Annotated in this window: 13 protein-coding genes, 1 tRNA gene and 1 riboswitch; of the genes, 6 read left to right on the forward strand and 8 right to left on the reverse strand. The window is 73.5% G+C overall.

The window, feature by feature from the left end; genetic code table 11:
• Nucleotides 1-126 precede the first annotated feature (126 nt).
• Nucleotides 127-609, forward strand: a complete 483-nt coding sequence (locus tag OG448_RS13600; protein WP_405553847.1) for a hypothetical protein — start codon at nucleotides 127-129, stop codon at nucleotides 607-609.
• Nucleotides 610-708: 99 nt separating this feature from the next.
• Nucleotides 709-1,236, forward strand: a complete 528-nt coding sequence (locus tag OG448_RS13605; protein ID WP_405553849.1) for a DUF4232 domain-containing protein — start codon at nucleotides 709-711, stop codon at nucleotides 1,234-1,236.
• 329 nt (nucleotides 1,237-1,565) lie between these two features.
• Here OG448_RS13605 and OG448_RS13610 read toward each other — a convergent pair whose 3' ends face one another.
• Complete coding sequence (locus OG448_RS13610) at nucleotides 1,566-2,675, reverse strand: DUF2786 domain-containing protein (RefSeq protein ID WP_405553850.1); 1,110 nt, start codon at nucleotides 2,673-2,675, stop codon at nucleotides 1,566-1,568.
• A 135-nt stretch (nucleotides 2,676-2,810) separates the two neighbouring features.
• Between OG448_RS13610 and OG448_RS13615 the strand changes: the two genes are divergently transcribed.
• The 4 genes from OG448_RS13615 (at nucleotide 2,811) to OG448_RS13630 (ending at nucleotide 7,512) form a co-directional block, all read left to right on the forward strand.
• The gene (locus OG448_RS13615) at nucleotides 2,811-3,590 is read left to right on the forward strand and encodes a Clp protease N-terminal domain-containing protein (protein WP_405553852.1); all 780 of its coding nucleotides are present in this window, start codon (nucleotides 2,811-2,813) and stop codon (nucleotides 3,588-3,590) included.
• A 59-nt stretch (nucleotides 3,591-3,649) separates the two neighbouring features.
• Nucleotides 3,650-5,308 (forward strand): bifunctional 3'-5' exonuclease/DNA polymerase, encoded by a 1,659-nt coding sequence (locus OG448_RS13620; protein WP_405553853.1) that lies wholly within the window; start codon nucleotides 3,650-3,652, stop codon nucleotides 5,306-5,308.
• A gap of 28 nt (nucleotides 5,309-5,336) precedes the next feature.
• Nucleotides 5,337-5,400, forward strand: a riboswitch (guanidine-III (ykkC-III) riboswitch).
• Nucleotides 5,401-5,410: 10 nt separating this feature from the next.
• A complete protein-coding gene (locus tag OG448_RS13625; RefSeq protein WP_405553855.1) occupies nucleotides 5,411-5,725 on the forward strand; it encodes a DMT family transporter in 315 nt (104 codons plus the stop codon).
• Between the two features lie 116 nt (nucleotides 5,726-5,841).
• On the forward strand, nucleotides 5,842-7,512 hold the full coding sequence (locus OG448_RS13630) for a DUF4157 domain-containing protein (RefSeq protein ID WP_405553857.1): 1,671 nt from the start codon (nucleotides 5,842-5,844) through the stop codon (nucleotides 7,510-7,512).
• A gap of 57 nt (nucleotides 7,513-7,569) precedes the next feature.
• On the opposite strand, the gene OG448_RS13635 is transcribed toward OG448_RS13630, so the two are convergent.
• From OG448_RS13635 to OG448_RS13665, 7 genes are all read right to left on the reverse strand, one after another.
• Nucleotides 7,570-7,643 (reverse strand) — tRNA-Thr (locus OG448_RS13635).
• Between the two features lie 105 nt (nucleotides 7,644-7,748).
• Entirely contained in the window at nucleotides 7,749-9,383 is a 1,635-nt protein-coding gene (locus OG448_RS13640; RefSeq protein ID WP_405553859.1) for an alpha/beta hydrolase, read from the reverse strand.
• Nucleotides 9,384-9,449: 66 nt separating this feature from the next.
• Entirely contained in the window at nucleotides 9,450-10,655 is a 1,206-nt protein-coding gene (locus OG448_RS13645) for a DNA polymerase III subunit delta' (protein ID WP_405553861.1), read from the reverse strand.
• 140 nt (nucleotides 10,656-10,795) lie between these two features.
• Entirely contained in the window at nucleotides 10,796-13,873 is a 3,078-nt protein-coding gene (gene tmk / locus OG448_RS13650; RefSeq protein ID WP_405553862.1) for a dTMP kinase, read from the reverse strand.
• 165 nt (nucleotides 13,874-14,038) lie between these two features.
• Nucleotides 14,039-16,855, reverse strand: coding sequence for a type I DNA topoisomerase (topA, locus tag OG448_RS13655; RefSeq protein WP_405553864.1), 2,817 nt, complete (start codon nucleotides 16,853-16,855; stop codon nucleotides 14,039-14,041).
• 247 nt (nucleotides 16,856-17,102) lie between these two features.
• Nucleotides 17,103-17,300 carry a hypothetical protein gene (locus tag OG448_RS13660; RefSeq protein ID WP_405553866.1) on the reverse strand — a complete coding sequence of 66 codons (198 nt, stop codon included), beginning with the start codon at nucleotides 17,298-17,300 and terminating at the stop codon, nucleotides 17,103-17,105.
• A 266-nt stretch (nucleotides 17,301-17,566) separates the two neighbouring features.
• Nucleotides 17,567-19,087 (reverse strand): methyltransferase, encoded by a 1,521-nt coding sequence (locus OG448_RS13665; protein ID WP_405553868.1) that lies wholly within the window; start codon nucleotides 19,085-19,087, stop codon nucleotides 17,567-17,569.
• Nucleotides 19,088-19,100 lie beyond the last annotated feature (13 nt).

The following is a 19,100-nucleotide window of genomic DNA, read 5'->3' on the forward strand; positions in this document are numbered from 1 at the left end:
GCCCTTCCTGTTGCGCGGTGTCCCGGATTCCCCCGGGTAACGGCTGGTAACTTGCTGCGGACCTCCGGCTCAGGGGGGCCTCGCGCACGGCCGGCGGGGCGACCGGCTACTGGTTGGGAGCTTGACGTGACGACGGCGAAGGTACGGGCCGCTGCGGCGGCGGGGCTGGTGGGCGCGCTCGCGCTGACCGTGACGGCGTGCGGCGGGGACGGCTCACCGGACGACTCCCCCAGCACGAGCAGTGCGGCCCCGGCCCCCTCCGGCTCGGACGGCTCCGGCGGCGCGGGCGCCTCCGACCGGCTCCAGGGCAGTTGGATCACCACCGGCGGCGGCAAGATCGTCGCCCTGGTCATCACCGGCAAGCAGGCCGGGCTCTTCGTCACCGGCGGCACGGTGTGCAGCGGTACGGCGGGCGAGCAGGCGGGTCAGGGCGTGATCCGGCTGACCTGCCAGGGCGGCGACGACAGCCGGGCCGAGGGCACGGTCGACTCCGTCAGCGGCAAGGCGCTGAAGGTCACCTGGAAGGGCAGTGCCGGGTCGGAGTCGTACACCAGGGCGGAGGGCGGCAAGCTGCCCACCGGGCTGCCGACGAGTCTCCAGCCGTCGTAGGCACTCCTCGTCCTGGTGAATCGGCGGGGGTGGGTGCTCGGTCGCCGCGCCGAGGCGCCATGATGCGGGGAGACGTCACGACCTCGATGGGACCAGTACATGCGCCGCGTCATTCCGCTCACCCTCACCGCTCTCGCCGCCGCCCTCGCCCTGACCGCCTGCGACGACGGCGGCAGTGGCGGCGCGGACGGTGCCAAGAGCAAGGCCGGATCGGGCTGCGCGACCGGCGCGGTGGCCCTGGAGGTCGGCTCGGCGAGCGTCGCGCCCGCCGCGGGGGACACCGGCGAGGTGCCGGTCAGCATCACCAACCAGAGCGCGCCCTGCACCCTGGACCACTTCCCCGGCGTCACCCTGCGCCAGGGCGACCGGTCGGTGAAGCTGCCGGCCAGCGAGGGCGCGCAGGCCCAGACCCTGAAGCTGGCCAAGGGCGCGTCGGCGACCTTCACCGTCTCCTACACGCGCGGCGCGGACGGCGACGCCGCGGCGCTGAAGGCGAGCACCATCGAGGTCACCCTGCCGGGCGGCGGCGACGCGAAGAGCTTCCCCTGGAAGTTCGGCCCGGTCGCGGCCAAGGGCGGGGACTCGGTGAACGCGTCGGTGAGCGCGTTCCAGCAGGTCGGCGACTAGGGCTCCGCCCGGGGGCGGGAGGCTCGCCGGGCGGAGTCCGAGAGTTTGCGGCCGCTGCGGGCACGGCGGGCGCGCCACCTCGGTCGGCTCCGGCGCGCCCGCGCTCCGCTCGGGGGGCCGCCGTCCGGGGAAACGGTCAGCGGCTCGGGCACGACCGGCCTCGGTGCGGCGGCACGGGGACCGAGGGCCTGCGGCTGGTCCGGCGCGGCCGGGCGGAGCCACCTCGGTCGGCTCCGGCGCGCCCGCGCTCCGCTCGGGGGCGACGGGCCGTCGCCCGGACAGTGGTCAGCGGCTCTGGCGTGACCGGTCTCGGTTCGGCGGTGCCGTCCTCACGGCAGCCGTCGGCGGGACCTCACCTGGGCCTCGTCCGCCGCTTTTGCTCCCTCCGTCCAGCCGGCCTCGTCGTTGATGCCGCGCAGGCGGGTGGTGGTGGTGCGCGGGAACATGGTCTCCAGACGATCGGTCACGGCGGTCTCGCGGGTGACCAGTACCGGCAGCAGGTCCTGGGTGACCTGGCTCTCGGCGGCGGTCGTGAGCCGGTCGCCGACGCGGTGGGCGTAGGCGGCGAGGAAGGACTGCCGGAAGGTCTTGGTCCGCTTGCGGCCCCCGGCCCGCTGGGCGGCCTCGGCCCTGGCCATCGCGTGCGTGGCCTGCACGAGCAGCGAGGTGTACAGCAGCTCGACCGCCTCCAGGTCGGCCTCGAAGCCGACGACCGTGGAGAAGGCGTACGGCTCGTTCCACACCGCGCGGCAGTGGTTGGCCCGGGCGACCGCGTCCAGCAGTACGGCCTTGGCCTGCTCGTACGGCGGCTCGACACCTATCCGGCAGGCACCGGGCGCGTCCGGTGCCGGGGCGGAGGCGGCGAGCAGCGCCTCGTCGACGCTGTGCCGGGCCATCAGCTCCTGCGCCTTGGCGGTGAGCGCCTCGGCCTCCTCCGGATACCCGGTCCCCTCGGCCTTGGCGAGCAGGGCACGGATACGGCCGAGCGTCCGGGACGTGCCGGGTCCGGCGGGCCGACGGGGTTCCTCCAGCGGCTCCAGCGTGGGCAGGCGCAGCAGCAGCCGGTACAGCTCCAGGACGGTGGTGGCGTGCGAGAAGCGGTCGGCGGGGCGGGGGCCGGGCTGGTCGGCGAGGGCGTCGAGCTGGGCGGTCCAACGGGGGCCGCGTGGCCGGTCCTTGGCGGCCTGGGCACGGATCAGCGCGGCGGCGAGGCCGAGGTGGGTGTCCTCCAGCTCCCGGCGCACCAACCGCACCACGTCGGCGGGCTGCCACCCGCGCTGCCAGGCGGCTGCCACGAACTCCTCGCCGCGCCGGGCGAGTTCGGCGTCGGCACCGGTGTCGGCGGCGAGCAGGGACGCGCCGGTGTCGAGTCCCGAGTCGGTGTCGTCGTAGAGAGCGGCCGCGAAGGCGCGTTCGACGGTGCTGGCAGTGCTGGTCACGTGGTCGATCGTGCCACGGCGGGCCGACGGCCCGCCGAAGCCGTCCACAGCCTGTGGAAAACCTGACGGACTCCCTTCGCCCACGACTGTCAACCATCGGTTGACACCTCTGCACTGTCAACCTACGGTTGTCACATGGCGACCAACCCGAAAGTCACGGCATCCGTACGCCTCGACGACCTCATCGAGGCCATCAAGACCGCCCACGCCGAGCCCCTCGACCAGCTCCAGGACGCGGTGATCGCCGCGGACCACCTGGGCGACGTGGCGGACCATCTGATCGGGCACTTCGTGGACCAGGCCCGCCGCTCGGGCGCGTCCTGGACCGACATCGGCAAGAGCATGGGGGTGACCCGGCAGGCGGCGCAGAAGCGGTTCGTCTCCAAGGAGTCGGCCGACCTCGACCCGAGCCAGGGCTTCAGCCGCTACACCCCCCGCGCCCGCAACGTCGTCATGGCGGCGCACAACGCCGCGGTGACCGCCCGCAACGCCGAGGGCCGCCCCGAGCACCTGGTCCTCGGCCTGCTGGCCGAACCGGAGGGCCTCGCGGTGAAGGCCATGGAGGCGCAGGGCGTAGCGGCCGACGCCGTACGCCAGGCCGCGACCGCCGCGCTCCCCCCGGCCACCGAAGCCACCCCCGACCTGGTCCCGTACGGCCCCGAGGCCAAGAAGGCCCTGGAACTCACCTTCCGCGAGGCGCTCCGGCTCGGCCACAACTACATCGGCACCGAGCACATCCTGCTGGCCCTGCTGGAGCAGGAGAACGGCACCGGCGTCCTCGCCGGCCTCGGCATCACCAAGGAGGGCACCGAGGAGTACGTGAACCGGGCGCTGGCCCTGCTCCTGGAGCAGAAGAAGGCCGCCACCACGGCCCAGCAGGCGGCCACCCACCCGGACGACGAGCAGGAAGACTGACCGCGCGGCGGAAGCGCAGCTCAGGCCCGTTGTCAGACCCCCCTGCCACACTCAAACGCATGACCGACCGGTGGGCGCTCGCACCGGCCGAGGACGGTGGCGTGGACGTCGCCCCCCTCGGCCGGGACGGGCTGCCCGCGGGTCCGGTCCGGCGCGAGAGCGATCTCGCCCAGGCGGTGCGGAGCCGCCCGGAGACCGGACGCTGGGTGTGGAGGTCGACCGCCGAGGTCTACCCGCGCCTGCTCGCCACGGGGGTGCGAGTAGAGCGGTGCTACGACGTCGAGGACGCCGAGACCCTGCTCCTGGGCCACGAGGGACGGCACGGCGAACCACGCTCGGCCGCCGCCGCCCTGGCCCGCCTCCGGGGCGGCGCCGTACCGCCCGACCCGCCGCAGCGCGCGGCCGAACCGGGCGCACAGTCCTCACTGTTCGAGCCGACCGGCACCCGGATGCCGCTGGCGGACCTCCTGGAGGTCTACGCCGAGCAGCAGCGAAGACACGAGCGGACCGCCCACCCCGACCGGATGCGCCTGCTGACCAGCGCGGAGTCGGCGGGGATGCTGGTGGCCGCCGAGATGAACCGCGCGGGCCTGCCCTGGCGCGCGGACGTGCACCGCGCCCTGCTCACCGACCTGCTGGGCGAGCGGTACGCGGGCGGCGGTGAACCACGCCGGCTCGCCGAGCTGGCCGACGAGGTGTCCGCCGCCTTCGGCCACCGGGTCCGCCCCGACCTCCCGGCCGATGTGATCAGGGCCTTCGCGCGGGCCGGGATCAAGGTGGGCTCCACCCGCCGCTGGGAGCTCCGCTCCCTGGACCACCCGGCCGTGGCCCCGCTGCTGGAGTACAAGCGGCTGTACCGCATCTGGGTGGCGCACGGCTGGTCCTGGCTGCGGGACTGGGTGCGCGAGGGGCGGTTCCGGCCGGAGTTCCACGCGGGCGGCACGGTCACCGGGCGCTGGGTCACCAACGGCGGGGGCGCGCTGCAGATCCCCAAGGTGATCCGCCGTGCCGTGGTGGCCGACCCCGGCTGGCGGCTGGTGGTGGCCGACGCGGCCCAGATGGAGCCCAGGGTGCTGGCGGCGATCTCCCGCGACCCCGGCCTGATGGAGGTGGCCTCCCGCGAGGGCGACCTCTACCAGGCGGTGTCCGAACGGACCTTCTCCGGCGACCGCGACCAGGCCAAGCTGGCCGTCCTCGGCGCGGTCTACGGCCAGACCGCGGGCGACGGCCTGAAGAACCTGGCCGCGCTGCGCCGCCGCTACCCCAAGGCGGTCGCCTACGTGGACGAGGCCGCCCGTGCGGGCGAGGAGGGGCGCCTGGTCCGCACCTGGCTGGGCCGCACCTGCCCGCCGGCGGCGGGGACGGGCGCGGACGCGGCGGAGGAGGCGGGCATCCCGTCGGCCGAGGAGCGCGGGGAAACGGCCGCCGATCGAGGACGGGGGCGGTTCGCCCGCAACTTCGTCGTCCAGGGCAGCGCGGCCGACTGGGCCCTGCTGCTCCTCGCGGCCCTGCGGCGTGCGTGCGCGGACCTCGCCGCCGAGCTGGTCTTCTTCCAGCACGACGAGGTGATCGTGCACTGCCCCGCCGAGGAGACCGAGCAGGTCGCGGCGGCCATCCGGGAAGCCTCCGCCCTGGCGGCCCGCCTCACCTTCGGCGACACCCCGGTCCGCTTCCCCTTCAGCACGGCCGTGGTGGAGTGCTACGCCGACGCCAAGTGAGCGCGCGCTCCCTGTGCGACCATGGCGGACAGAGCTCGAACGCGGCTCCTGGACGAGTGCGCCGTACCCAGCCCACGACAAGACGGCGCGTGGGAGTTCGACATGGGGTGGATCGCGCTCGTGATCTCCGGAATGCTGGAAGCGGTATGGGCGACGGCCCTCGGCAAGTCACAGGGCTTCAGCCGCCTCCTGCCGTCCGTCGTCTTCGTCCTGGGCCTGCTGTTGAGCATGTCCGGCCTCGCCTTCGCCCTCCGCACGGTCCCCGTCAGCACCGGTTACGCGGTCTGGGTCGGCATCGGAGCGGCCCTCACGGCGGCCTACGCGATGCTCTTCGACGGCGAGCCGGCCGGCACCGTCAAGATCCTGCTGCTGCTCGGGATCATCGCGTGCGTGGCGGGCCTGAAGCTGACGCACTGAGCGGTTCTCCGGACGGCCGGATGTGCCCCCGAGGCTGCCCTTCGGGTTCTTTCGCGCCGACCGCGGGTGTGGAGATACTGCGCGGGAACGTGTCATCCCCCTGCCGAAGGAGCAGCGTGCGCAAGCACGAGGAGCCCGACACCGCACCGGCCCGGTCCCGCCGCCCGGCCGTCCGCCCCGCCGTTCCGGCGCAGGCCCCGCAATCGCTGCGCGCGCTGCAACGCAGCGTGGGGAACGCGACGGTGGCCCGCATGCTCTCGCGGCGCGGCGAGACGGCCGACGACCCCTCCGTACAGCGGCGGTCCGGCGTCCACGACGTGCTGCGCTCCTCCGGCCGGCCGCTGGAGCCCGGCGTCCGTGCCGAGATGGAGAGCCGGTTCGGCGGCACCGACTTCGGTGACGTACGCGTGCACAAGGACGCGGCGGCGCAGCGCTCGGCGGCGGAGATAGGCGCCCGCGCGTACACCTCCGGGCGGCACATCGTCATCGGCGAGAACGGTTCGGACAAGCACACGCTGGCGCACGAGCTGACCCATGTCGTCCAGCAGCGCTCGGGCCCGGTCGCCGGCACGGACACCGGTCAGGGCCTGCGCCTCAGCGACCCCTCCGACCGGTTCGAGCGGGAGGCCGAGGCCAACGCCCACCGCGTCATGGCGGGCGGCGGCCACCGCTGCACGACGCCGACCGGCCCGGCACCCGAGGGCGGACGGGCGCCCGTCCAGCGGTACGTCGAGATCGCCCCCGGCGAGGACAACTACCCCTCCAAGCATCGCCGTTCGTCCATCGGCTCCAACAGGAGCGCCGAGAGCGACGACCACTTCTTCCCCAGCCAGCAGGAGGCGGGCGGGAGTTACTTCTCCGACGCGCAGACACGCACGGCCAACATCACCTTCAACGGCAGTGTCCCGCTGCGCCTCTCGGACAGCTTCGACCTGGCGATCGAGCAGGGGCCCGGCGAGTCGAAGGTCTTCTTCGCCACCGAGGACCACATCCGCGCCGCGAACGAGGCGCTCGCCGGCAGGGTACGGCTGCGCCAGGGCTCCCGCTTCCTGAAGGTGACGGGCGAGTCCGGTGAGCTGCGGCTCTATCAGGTCAAGCCGGTGGTGGAGACGAAGCGGACCGGTGCGGCCGGGGCGCTGGGCATGACGAAGAAGGCGACCGGCCTGTCGATCCTCACCCCGCAACGCTGCAACGAGATGGCCGAGTTCGTCACCGGCAAGAAGGGCCTCTCCTCCCAGGGCATCGGCGCCTGGGAGAACTTCCTGGCCAGGGTCCTCGACCTCGTCGACGGCGGCGGCAGCGCGCATCTGGACGGGGTCAAGGAGGCGTTCCAGAAGGGTGTCGCCGGGGACAAGGACGCGTATCTGTCCTACTCCCAGACGATGAGCCGCACCTTCCAGGACCTGAAGACGGCCAACTCGCCGAAACTCGACGCCGCTCTGCGCGAGCTGGGCCTCAACGAGTTCCTGCCGCCCCCGCCGCCCGGCTCCGCCCTGGTGACGGTCGGCTACGGCGACGCCGGCCAGGAGGAGTCCCGCGACCGCGACAACACCTTCGAGTACCACTTCGGCGCCACCGTGGCGACCAGCGGCAACGACTACGTCACCATGGAGAACTACGCCCGCCGCGACCCCGGCGTCGGCAACGTCACCGCCTCCAGCGGCGACCCTCTCTTCTACTTCAAGATGTACGGCACCCGCCCCGACTCCGGCGACACCTGGCACGGCACCCAGCTCGCCACCGGCGGCTTCATCGGAGCGATCCTCTCCATCACCCTGGAGGGCTGAGAAAGCTCTGCGGGCAACAGAAAACCCCAGGCCATCCGACCTGGGGTTTCTCAGCGGAGCCGCTTTCGGGATTCGAACCCGAGACCTACGCATTACGAGTGCGTTGCTCTGGCCATCTGAGCTAAAGCGGCGTGTTGGACGCACCGGGGTGCGATCGGCAACGTCGGTAAGTCTACACAGGTTCGGAGGGTGGTTCGTACCGGGCCCCGGCCCCGAGGGGCCCGGTGGGCGGGGCGTCAGGTGCAGCGTTTGCCCTGGGCGGGCGGGGTGCCGTGGAGGAGGTAGGTGTTGATCGCGGAGTCGATGCAGGCGCTGCCGCGGCCGTAGGCGGTGTGGCCGTCGCCCTCGTAGGTGAGGAGGCGGCCCGAGGAGAGCTGGCGGGTCAGGGACTGGGCCCAGCGGTAGGGGGTCGCCGGGTCGCGGGTGGTGCCGACGACCACGATGGGCGCCGCGCCCTTCGCCTCGATGCGATGCGGCTCGCCAGTGGCCCTGACCGGCCAGTACGTGCAGTTCAGGGCGGACCAGGCCAGGCTCGGGCCGAACACCGGGGACGCCTTCTCGAACTGGGGCAGCGCCTGCTCCACCTGCTCGGGACTCTCGAAGGCGGGCGGCAGGTCGACGCAGTTCACGGCCCCGTTGGCCATCATCAGGTTGCTGTAGTGGCCGCGGGCGTCACGCTCGTAGTAGCTGTCGGACAGGGCCAGCAGGCCCGCGCCGTCGTTCTCGTCCATCGCGGAGTTCAGCGCCTCGCGGAGCCGTTCCCAGGAGCTCTCGTCGTACATCGCGGCGATCACGCCGGTGGTCGCCAGCGACTCGGTCAGGCGGCGGCCGTCCGCGTCGCCGGCCGGGATCGGGTGGGCGTCCACCGTGCGGAAGAACTTCTCCAAGCGGTCACCGACCTGCGAGGGGTTCGCGTCCTTGCCGTCCAGCGGGCAGTCGGCATGCTTGACGCAGTCCGCCGAGAACGCCCGGAACGCCGTCTCGAAGCCCGCCGTCTGGTCCAGGTTGATCTGCCGGGCATCCAGCGAGGGGTCCATCGCACCGTCCAGCACCAGCCGGCCGGTGCGGTGCGGGAACAGCCCGGCGTAGGTCGCACCGAGGAACGTGCCGTACGACGCGCCGACGTAGTTCAGCTTCTTGTCGCCGAGCAGTTCACGCAGGACGTCCATGTCGCGGGCCGCCTCGACGGTGGAGACGTGCCGGAGCAGCTTCGCGGAGTGCTCCCCGCAGCCCTCGGCGAACTTCCGGTCGGCGCCGACCAGCGCGTCCCTCTCCTTGGCGTCGTCCGGGGTCAGGTCCGTCTGCGTGAACGCGTCCATCTCGCGGCCGTCCAGGCACTCCACGGGCTCGCTGCGGGCCACCCCGCGCGGGTCGACGGCGACCATGTCGTAGCGGGCGCGGACCTCGGCCGGGTAGCCGATGCCCGCGTAACTCTGGAGGTAGCCGATCGCGGAGCCGCCGGGGCCGCCCGGATTGACCAGCAGGGAGCCGAGCGGCTTGCCCCTGCCGGTGGCCTTCTTGCGGGCGACGGCCAGCTTGATGTCGCCGGAGCCGGGCTTGTCGTAGTCGAGCGGCACCTTCATCGTGGCGCACTGAAAGCCGGGGGCGCCGCACTCCCGCCAGCTCAGCTTCTGCGTGTAGTACGGCGACAGCGCCGACGGGGTCGACATCGGCAGCGCGGCCAGCGCCGCCACCACCGTGCCGCCCGAACCCGTACCGCTCGCGCCGCAGCCGGACACGAGCAGCGTGGACGCCGCGAGGAGGGCCGCCGCGATCCGGGCCGTGGCGCGGGAGGCGATCGGTGGCCGGGACGAGCGGCGCGCCAGGGGCGGCCGGGCGGGCGAGGGCGACGAGGAGGGCCTGGTGTCCATCAGGCGAGCGTAACGCTGCGCGATGCCTCGGGTGCTCTGCGTCCAGGTTGTGGCGTCAGCACACGCTCACCCCGCGCGCAGGGCCATTGTCATCGCCTCCACCGCCAGCAGCGGGGCCACATTGCGGTCCAGGGCGTCGCGGCAGGCGGCGATGGCCTCGATACGGCGCAGGGTGGACTCCGGGGAGCCCGCGCCGGCGATGCGCTGGAGGGCGTCCTCGGCGTCCTCGTTGGCGATGGCCACGCGGGAGCCGAGCTGGAGGGCGAGGACGTCGCGGTAGAAGCCGGTGAGGTCGCCCAGGGCGACGTCGAGGCTGTCGCGCTGGGTGCGGGTGCGGCGCCGCTTCTGCATGTCCTCCAGGTCCTTCATCACCCCTGCCGTGCCGCGCGGCAGCCGTCCGCCCTGGGCGGCACCCAGCGCCGCCTTCAGCTCGTCGGTCTCCTTGCCGTCCATCTCCTCGGCGAGCTGCTTGGCGTCCTCGGCGGCGGCGTCGACCAGCTCCTGGGCGGCCTTGAGGCAGCCGCCGACCTCCTCGACGCGCAGCGGCAGCTTCAGCACCGAGGCGCGGCGACGCCGGGCCTCCGGGTCGGTGGCCAGGCGCCGGGCGCGGTCGACGTGCCCCTGGGTGGCGCGGGCGGCGGCCGCGGCGACGTCGGGCTCCACCCCGTCGCGGCGCACCAGCATGTCGGCGACGGCCGCGACCGGCGGGGTGCGCAGGTTCAGGTGGCGGCAGCGGGAGCGGATGGTCGGCAGCACGTCCTCGATGGAGGGCGCGCACAGCAGCCACACCGTGCGCGGGGCGGGCTCCTCGACGGCCTTGAGGACGGCGTTGGCCGACTTCTCGTTCAGCCGCTCGGCGTCCTCGACCAGGATGATCTGCCAGCGGCCGGTCGCCGGACTGGTGTACGACTTGCGGACCGTGTCCCGCATGTCCTTGACCAGGATCTCCGCGCCCACGGCCGCCACCGAGGACACGTCCGCGTGGGTGCCGAGCAGCGCGGTGTGGCAGCCGTCGCAGAAGCCGCAGCCGGGGGTGCCGCCGAGGGCGCGGTCGGGGCTCACGCACTGGAGGGCGGCGGCGAAGGCGCGCGCCGCCTGGTTCCGGCCCGCGCCGGGCGGACCGGTGAACAGCCAGGCGTGGGTCATCTTCGACGCCTCGGGCGGCGGCTGGCCGGCCGCGGCGGCCGTGACGAGCGCGTCGGCGTCCCGCGCGGCCGCCTCCAGCGCCGCGCTCACCTTCTCCTGCCCGACGAGGTCGTCCCAGACGCTCATGGGTCACGCCGCCCTTTCCGTCACTTCGTGTTCCGTCCTCCATTGTGCGGGCGGCCACCGACAGCGCCCGCACGGCGAAGGGCGGCACCCTCCGCCGCGCCGAAGCGCCCGGTGGACACCGCCCCTCGCTTTCCGCCTGGTCAGCTACGCCGGCCCCGGCCGCGCCGGCCGCCGTCGTCGTGCTCGTCGTGCTCGTCGTAGGACCCGAGGAGTTCGTCCGCGAGCGACGGCAGATCGTCCAGCGGGGTCTCCTCGGCCCAGTCGGGGCGCGGGCGCCGGGGCTTGCCATCGGCACCGAGCTGCGGGATCTCCCGCGTGCGGTCCTCCGCTTCGTCGCGGACGGGCGGCAGGACGGCCGTCTCCTCGGCGGGGCTCACCGGGGGGAGCACGGCGGTCTCGTCGGCGTCCCGGTCGGAGAACTTCGGCAGCAGCGCCGTCTCGTCGGCCGCACCCTGCGGGGCGGGCGGCTGCGGCAGCTCGGCCGTCACCTCGGACTCGGAGCCGCCGTCGCGCACCGGGCGCAGCACTGCCGTGTCGTCGCCCGCGCGGGGCGCCGGGGCGTCCGGGACGGGCCGCTCGCGCTCGGACGGCTTGCGGGCCGCGGTGTCGGCCGCCGCGGCGGCCTCGGCCGCGCGCCTGCGGGCCTCCTCGGCGCGCAGCAACGCGTCCTCGGCCTTGCGCTGCTTCTCCAGGCGCAGGGCCTCGGCCTCGGCACGCTGCCGGGCCTCCTCCTCGGCCTGCTTGCGGCGCCGCTCCTCCTCGGCCCTGCGGCGGGCCTCCTCCTCGGCGCGGGCCTTCTCCTCGGCGAGGAGACGCTGACGCTCCTCCTCGGCACGGCGGTGCGCCTCCTCGGCGCGACGCCGGGCCTCCTCCTCCTGCCGCTCCGCCTCGCGGCGCTGCGCCTCCTCCAGCTCGCGGCGCTTGCGCTCCTCCTCCTCGGCGCGCAGGCGGGCGAGCTGCTCGGCGCGCTCGCGCGCCACCCGCTCCTCCTCGGCCTTGCGGGCGGCCTCCAGCTCGGCCTTGCGGCGGGCCTCCTCCTCGGCCTTCTTCCGCGCCTCCTCCTGGGCCTTGATCTCGGCCTCGGAGAGCGGCAGCACGGTGTCGAGCCGGTGCCGGATCACGCTGGTGACGCCTTCGGGCTCCTGGCCCGCGTCCACGACCAGGTAGCGGCCGGGGTCGGCGGCGGCGAGGGTGAGGAAACCGGCCCGCACGCGCGCGTGGAACTCCGCCGGCTCCGACTCCAGCCGGTCCGGCGCCTCGGTGAACCGCTCCCGCGCGACCTCCGGCGGCACGTCCAGCAGGACGGTCAGGTGCGGGACGAGACCGCCGGTGGCCCAGCGGTTGATACGGGCGATCTCGGTCGGCGACAGATCCCGGCCCGCGCCCTGGTAGGCGACGGAGGAGTCGATGTACCGGTCCGAGATGACGACCGCGCCGCGCTCCAGGGCGGGCCGTACGACGGTGTCGACATGCTCGGCGCGGTCGGCGGCGTACAGCAGCGCCTCCGCGCGGTGCGACAGGCCGGCCTCGGACACGTCCAGCAGGATCGAGCGGAGCCGCTTGCCCACCGGGGTGGCGCCGGGCTCGCGGGTGAGGACGACCTCGTGGCCCTTGGCGCGGATCCACTCGGCGAGGGCCTCGGCCTGGGTGGACTTGCCCGCGCCGTCGCCGCCCTCCAGGGAGATGAAGAAACCGTTCCCCGCGGGGGCGGTGACCGGGTCGTCGCCGCCGAGCAGGGCGTCCTTGATGTCCTGGCGCAGCGGGATGCCGGAGCGGTCGTCGACCTTGGCGAGGACCAGCACGGCCACCGGGAGCAGCAGCGCGCCGACCAGCATCAGGGTGAAGGAGGCACCGCCGTGCGCGAAGACGAAGCGGCCGTTCTCCAGCCGGTGGCGGCCGATGAGCCCGGCGACGACCGGGGCGATCAGGGCGCCGAGCGCCATGAAGACCCGGACGACGGCGTGCAGGTGCTCGGTGATCCGGGCGCGGCGGGAGTCCTCGGTCTCCTGGTCGAGCAGGGCGTGCCCGGTGTTGGCGGAGATGCCCGCGCCGATGCCGGCCAGGGTGAGGATCAGCAGGACGGTGGTGACGTCCGGGACGAGTCCGGCGGCCAGCAGGGCGATGCCGGTGAGCGCGATGGCCAGGGCGAGCAGCCGGCGCCGGGACAGCGAGGGCAGCAGCGAGGGCGCGGTACGGATGCCGATGCCGACACCGCCCGTGAGGCCCAGCACCAGCAGGCCGTAGAGCACCGGGCCGCCGCCCAGGTCGGAGGCGTGCAGCACGCACACCGCGACGGCGGCGGAGATGGCCCCGGCCACGGCGGCGCAGGCGATGACCAGCAGCAGCACGGCACCCGTGCGGCCCTTGTCGACGGCGGTGCCGGAACGCGGGCGGCGCAGGCCCTCCAGGGGGGAGCGCGGCCGCGGGGTGCGCGTGCCGGGCAGCTTCAGGGCGGTCAGCACGGACACCGAGGCGGCGAACAGGCCGGCCGCGACATAGGCCGCGAGGGCCGCGTGGTGCTGGTCGAACCATGCGACGCCGGTGCCCAGCAGGTTGTTGAACAGGGAGGCGGTGACCAGGGCGGCGGCGGCCAGCGGCAGCGCCACGAAGCCGGTGCGCAGCGACAGGCGGCGCAGCGCGTCCAGGTGGTCCGGCAGCGGCCGCACCGACGCGCCCTCAGGGGGCGGGGCGGGCAGCAGCGCGGGGGCCGCGCTCTCCCGGCACACCGTCCACAGCCGCTCGGCCACGCCGGTGACGAAGGCGGTGGCCAGCAGGACGGTCAGGGCGTTGCCCGGCGTCCAGTCGATCCACAGGGGCGCCACGATCAGCAGCGCGGCCCGCACGCCGTCGGCGCCGACCATGGTCCAGCGCCGGTCGAGCGGGCCGTCCGGGGCGGTGAGGGTGGTCAGCGGGCCGAGCAGGACGGCGCCGAAGAGCACGGTGGCCAGCACCCGGGCCCCGAAGACCGTCGCCACTGCGAACGCCGCGCCCCGGTAGCCCCCGCCGAAGGAGCCCTGGGTGACGGCCGCCTGGAGGACGAGCACCACCAGCACGAGCAGCGCGAGGGCGTCACCGACGCCGCTCACGAGCTGCGCGCTCCAGAGGCGGCGCAGGTCGGGTCGGCGCAGCAGTGAACGGACGGCGCGCTCGCGGGAATCCGCGACGAGGGCGTCGTCCGGTGCTGGATTGGGGGCCGTTGGCTGCTCGGCTCGCGTCATGCGTTCAGCCTATCCGCAGCCACCCACCCCCATGCCCCCCTTGTCCCCACCCCTTCCCTGACCCTCACTTCTTGATCCCCTAAGGGGCGCACGCCGGAGTGCGGAACACCCCGGTACCGAGGCCGGTACCGGGGTGTTCGCAAACGCGGAAGCCAGAGGTAGGCGTCAGTCCTCCGAGCCGGAGCCCGTCGCCTTGGCCGCCGTGGTCTTCTTGGCGGCCGTCTTCTTGGCGGCGGTCGTCGTCTTCTTGGCGGCCGTCTTCTTGGCCGCCGTCTTCTTCGCCGGGGCCGTCTTCTTGGCGGTGGCCTTCTTCGCCGTCTTCTTGGCGGGCCCCTTCGCCCGCTTCTCGGCGAGCAGCTCGAAGCCGCGCTCGGGGGTGATCTCCTCCACACTGTCGCCGGAGCGCAGCGTGGCGTTGGTCTCCCCGTCGGTGACGTACGGACCGAAGCGGCCGTCCTTGACCACGACCGGCTTGCCGGAGACCGGGTCCTCGCCCAGCTCCTTCAGCGGCGGCTTGGCGGCCGCCCGGCCACGCTGCTTGGGCTGGGCGTAGATCGCCAGCGCCTCCTCCAGCGTGATCGTGAAGAGCTGCTCCTCCGCCGTGAGCGAGCGCGAGTCCGTGCCCTTCTTCAGGTACGGGCCGTAGCGGCCGTTCTGCGCGGTGATCTCCACGCCCTCGGCGTCGGTGCCGACCACGCGGGGCAGCGACATCAGCTTCAGGGCGTCCTCAAGGGTGACCGTGTCGAGCGCCATGGACTTGAAGAGGGAGGCCGTACGCGGCTTGACCGCGTTCTTGCCGGTCTTCGGGGTGCCCTCGGGGAGCACCTCGGTGACATACGGGCCGTAGCGGCCGTCCCTGGCGATGATCTGGTGGCCGCTGACCGGGTCGGTGCCCAGCTCGAAGTCGCCGCTGGGCTTGGCCAGCAGCTCCTCGGCCAGCTCGACGGTCAGCTCGTCCGGCGCCAGGTCCTCGGGGACGTCGGCACGCTGGTGCTGCTCGGTGTCCTTCTCGCCCCGCTCGATGTACGGGCCGTAGCGGCCGACGCGCAGCACGATGCCGTCGCCGACCGGGAAGGAGGAGACCTCGCGGGCGTCGATCGCGCCCAGGTCGGTGACGAGTTCCTTCAGGCCGCCGAGGTGGTCGCCGTCGCCGTTGCCCGCGTCCGCGGCGGCGCCGGTGTGCGTGCCCTCGCCGAAGTAGAAGCGCTTGAGCCACGGCACGGACTGCGCCTCGCCGCGCGCGATGCGGTCGAGGTCGTCCTCCATACGGGCGGTGAAGTCGTAGTCGACGAGCCGGCCGAAGTGCTTCTCCAGCAGGTTGACCACGGCGAAGGACAGGAAGGACGGCACGAGGGCCGTGCCCTTCTTGAAGACGTAGCCGCGGTCCAGGATCGTGCCGATGATCGACGCGTAGGTCGACGGGCGGCCGATCTCGCGCTCCTCCAGCTCCTTGACCAGGGACGCCTCGGTGTAGCGGGCCGGGGCCTTGGTGGCGTGACCGTCGACCGTGATCTCGTCGGCGGCCAGCGGGTCGCCCTCGGAGACCTGCGGCAGCCGGCGCTCGCGGTCGTCCAGCTCGGCGTTCGGGTCGTCGGCGCCCTCGACGTACGCCTTCAGGAAGCCGTGGAAGGTGATCGTCTTGCCGGAGGCGCTGAACTCGACGTCCCGGCCGTCGGCGGAGGTGCCGCCGATCTTGACGGTCACGCTGTTGCCGGTCGCGTCCTTCATCTGGGAGGCGACGGTCCGCTTCCAGATCAGCTCGTAGAGCTTGAACTGGTCGCCGGTCAGACCGGTCTCGGCGGGGGTGCGGAAGCGGTCGCCGGAGGGGCGGATCGCCTCGTGCGCCTCCTGCGCGTTCTTGACCTTGCCCGCGTAGGAGCGCGGCTGCGGCGGGAGGTAGTCGGCGCCGTACAACTGCGTGACCTGGGCGCGGGCGGCACCGATGGCCGTCTCGCTCAGCGTCGTGGAGTCGGTACGCATGTACGTGATGTAGCCGTTCTCGTACAGCTTCTGGGCGACCTGCATGGTCGCCTTCGCGCCGAAGCCGAGCTTGCGGCTGGCCTCCTGCTGGAGGGTCGTCGTACGGAACGGGGCGTACGGCGAGCGGCGGTACGGCTTGGACTCCACCGAGCGCACGGAGAACCGGGTGGTCTCCAGGGCGGCGGCGAGCGCACGGGCGTTCGCCTCGTCGAGGTGGAGGGTGTTCGCGCTCTTGAGCTGACCGAGGGAGTCGAAGTCGCGGCCCTGGGCGACACGCCGGCCGTCGACGCTCTGGAGGCGGGCGACCAGCGAGGACGGGTCCGAGGCGTCGCCCGCGCGGCCGGTGGCGAAGGTGCCGGTCAGGTCCCAGTACTCGGCGGAGCGGAAGGCGATGCGCTCGCGCTCCCGCTCGACGACGAGGCGGGTGGCGACGGACTGGACACGGCCCGCCGACAGCTTCGGCATGACCTTCTTCCACAGGACCGGCGAGACCTCGTAGCCGTAGAGGCGGTCGAGGATACGGCGGGTCTCCTGGGCGTCGACCAGCTTCTTGTTCAGCTCGCGCGGGTTGGCGACGGCCTCGCGGATCGCGTCCTTGGTGATCTCGTGGAAGACCATCCGCTTGACGGGGATCTTCGGCTTGAGGACCTCCTGCAGGTGCCAGGCGATGGCCTCGCCCTCGCGGTCCTCATCGGTGGCGAGGAAGAGCTCGACGGAGTCCTTCATCAGGTCCCGGAGCTTCTTTACCTGCGCCTTCTTGTCCGCGTTGATGACATAGATCGGCGCGAAGTCGTGTTCCACGTCCACACCGAGGCGGCGGACCTCACCGGTGTACTTCTCCGGCACCTCGGCGGCGCCGCTGGGAAGGTCCCGGATGTGCCCGACGCTCGCCTCGACTACGTATCCGGGGCCGAGGTAGCCCTTGATCGTCTTCGCCTTGGCAGGCGACTCGACGATGACGAGTCGGCGGCCGCCCTGTGCGGTCTCGCTGGTCGGGGACAACTTCGCTCTTCTCTCCGGTCGGCGCTGGGGTCCTCCCCCGGGCGCTCGTCCCTGGGGTCGCGGCGTGTGGTGGCTGGTGTGACGCTGCGGAGTGTGACGGTACATCCCGCCCCCGTGTCAAACGGGAAAAGCCCACAACGGCCACTCGAACGGTAACCCGACTACCGCCATTCCTGCCGCCCGGAGTACCCGCCGAGCGCTCACCCCATGCCCGGAGCCCTCCGCCGCGCCGACCCGGCCGACGGGTTCAGGGACGCATCAGGCAGTACGCGGCCAGCCCCAGCGAGACGAAGGCGGCGGCCGTCGCGAACACCGCCGATGCGACCCGGTTCACACCGACGGCGACCGGTTCGGCACGGCGCACCCGCACCCCGGTCCACACCATCAGAGCCCCTCCGAACAGCGCGAACACCGCTCCCGCGAACACCGCCGGCACGCTCTCCATGATCCGTCCGCCCCTCCCGCGCGCCCGGCGCGGTCCGCACTGCTCCAGCGCGGGGAGGCTGCCACGCCAGGAGAACGGCGGGGCGACGTCGGGGTGAACGGCAGGGGCCGGCTCTGTCGCCGTCCGGGCGGCACACATCACTTTCCGGCCTTTTTGCCGTTCCGCTGCGTGCCCCCGGCATACGACGTTGATCCGGCCGCCCGTCCACCGGTCCGGGTACGCCGGGTACGACAGTCGGATCAGCCGACGTGTCCCACCGGTGCGGCTCAGCCCAGCGGTACCAGGAAGCCCTGCTCCACCAGCAGCCGGATCTGCGCGGGCGTGCGGTCGCGCAGCACCACGGGGTCCTCCCCGACGAGCTGGGCGATGGCGTCCAGGATGACGCCCGCGCTCAGCGAGCCGTCGCACACGCCCGCGAAGCCCGCGCCGATGGTGTCCACCTTCGTCGCCCGGCGCATGCCCCGGTGCTGACGGAGCACCACATGCTCGGGGTCCTCGGCGCCGGGCAGGCCGACCTGCTCCTGCACGACCTCCGCGGCGAGCCTGAAGTGGCCCTCCAGCAGGGCCGCGTCGTCGTGCGCGCGCAGGTGGTCGACGCGCTCGAAGTGGTCCCGGATGGTGTCGCCGAGCGGCTGTTCCACCGGGTGCGGCCACTCCTCCACGGTGACGGAGGGCTCGGCCGAGCCGGTGCGGCGCAGGGTGATCCAGCCGAAGCCGACCGCCCGCACCTTCCGCGCCTCGAACTCGTCCAGCCACGCGTCGTACCGCGACTGGTACTCCGCCCGGTCCTCGCAGTGGTCCCCGGCGTCCCTGAGCCACAGCTCGGCGTACTGCGTGATGTCCTGGACCTCGCGCTGCACGATCCACGCGTCACATCCGCGCGGCACCCAGGAGCGCACCCGGTCCTGCCAGTCCTCCCCCTCCACGCGCTGCCAGTTGGCGAGGAACTGCGCGAACCCGCCCTCGTTCAGCCTCTCCCCCGCCTGCTGAACGAGCGAGCGGCACAGATCGTCCCCGCTCATCCCGCCGTCGCGGTAGGTGAGCCGGGCGTCGGGCGAGATGACGAAGGGCGGGTTGGACACGATCAGGTCGAACGTCTCGTCGCCCGGGACCGGTTCGAACAGCGAGCCCTCGCGCAGGGACGCGGCGGGCGCGCCGGAGAGGGCGAGGGTGAGCGCGGTGACGTGCAGGGCGCGCGGGTTGAGGTCGGTGGCGGTGACCCGGGTCGCGTGCTGGGCGGCGTGCAGCGCCTGGATGCCGGAGCCGGTGCCGAGGTCGAGCGCGGCGGCGACGGGGGTGCGCACGGTGATGCCGGCGAGGGTGGTCGAGGCACCGCCGACGCCGAGGACCACGTCCTCGTCCCGGCTGCCGATGCCACCCGCCCCGCCGACCGCGCAGCCGAGGTCGGACACGATGAACCAGTCCTCGCCGTCGGGCCCGCCGTAGGGGCGGACGTCGACGGTGGCGGCCAGTTCGTCGCCGCCCACGGGCGCGAGCCAACCGGCGTCCACCGCGTCCTCGACCGGCAGTACGTCCGTCAGGCGGGCGCGGGGCACCGGCTGCTGGAGCAGGAACAGCCGCACCAGGGCCTCGAGCGGTGTGTCGCCACGGGTCGCGCGCAGGGCGGGCACGGTCTCGCTGCGGGCCAGCGCCGCGTAGGCGGGGGCGCCGAGCAGGTCGAGCAGGCCGTCCGCGGTGAAGGAGGCCGCCAGCAGGGCGTCGCGCAGGCGGGCGGCCGCCTCGGGCCGGTCGGTGGCGGGCAGGGGGGCGGAGCCGGAGTCAGTCACGACCCCATTGTGG

It is taken from the genome of Streptomyces sp. NBC_01171, assembly GCF_045039805.1.
GTDB lineage: Bacteria > Actinomycetota > Actinomycetes > Streptomycetales > Streptomycetaceae > Streptomyces.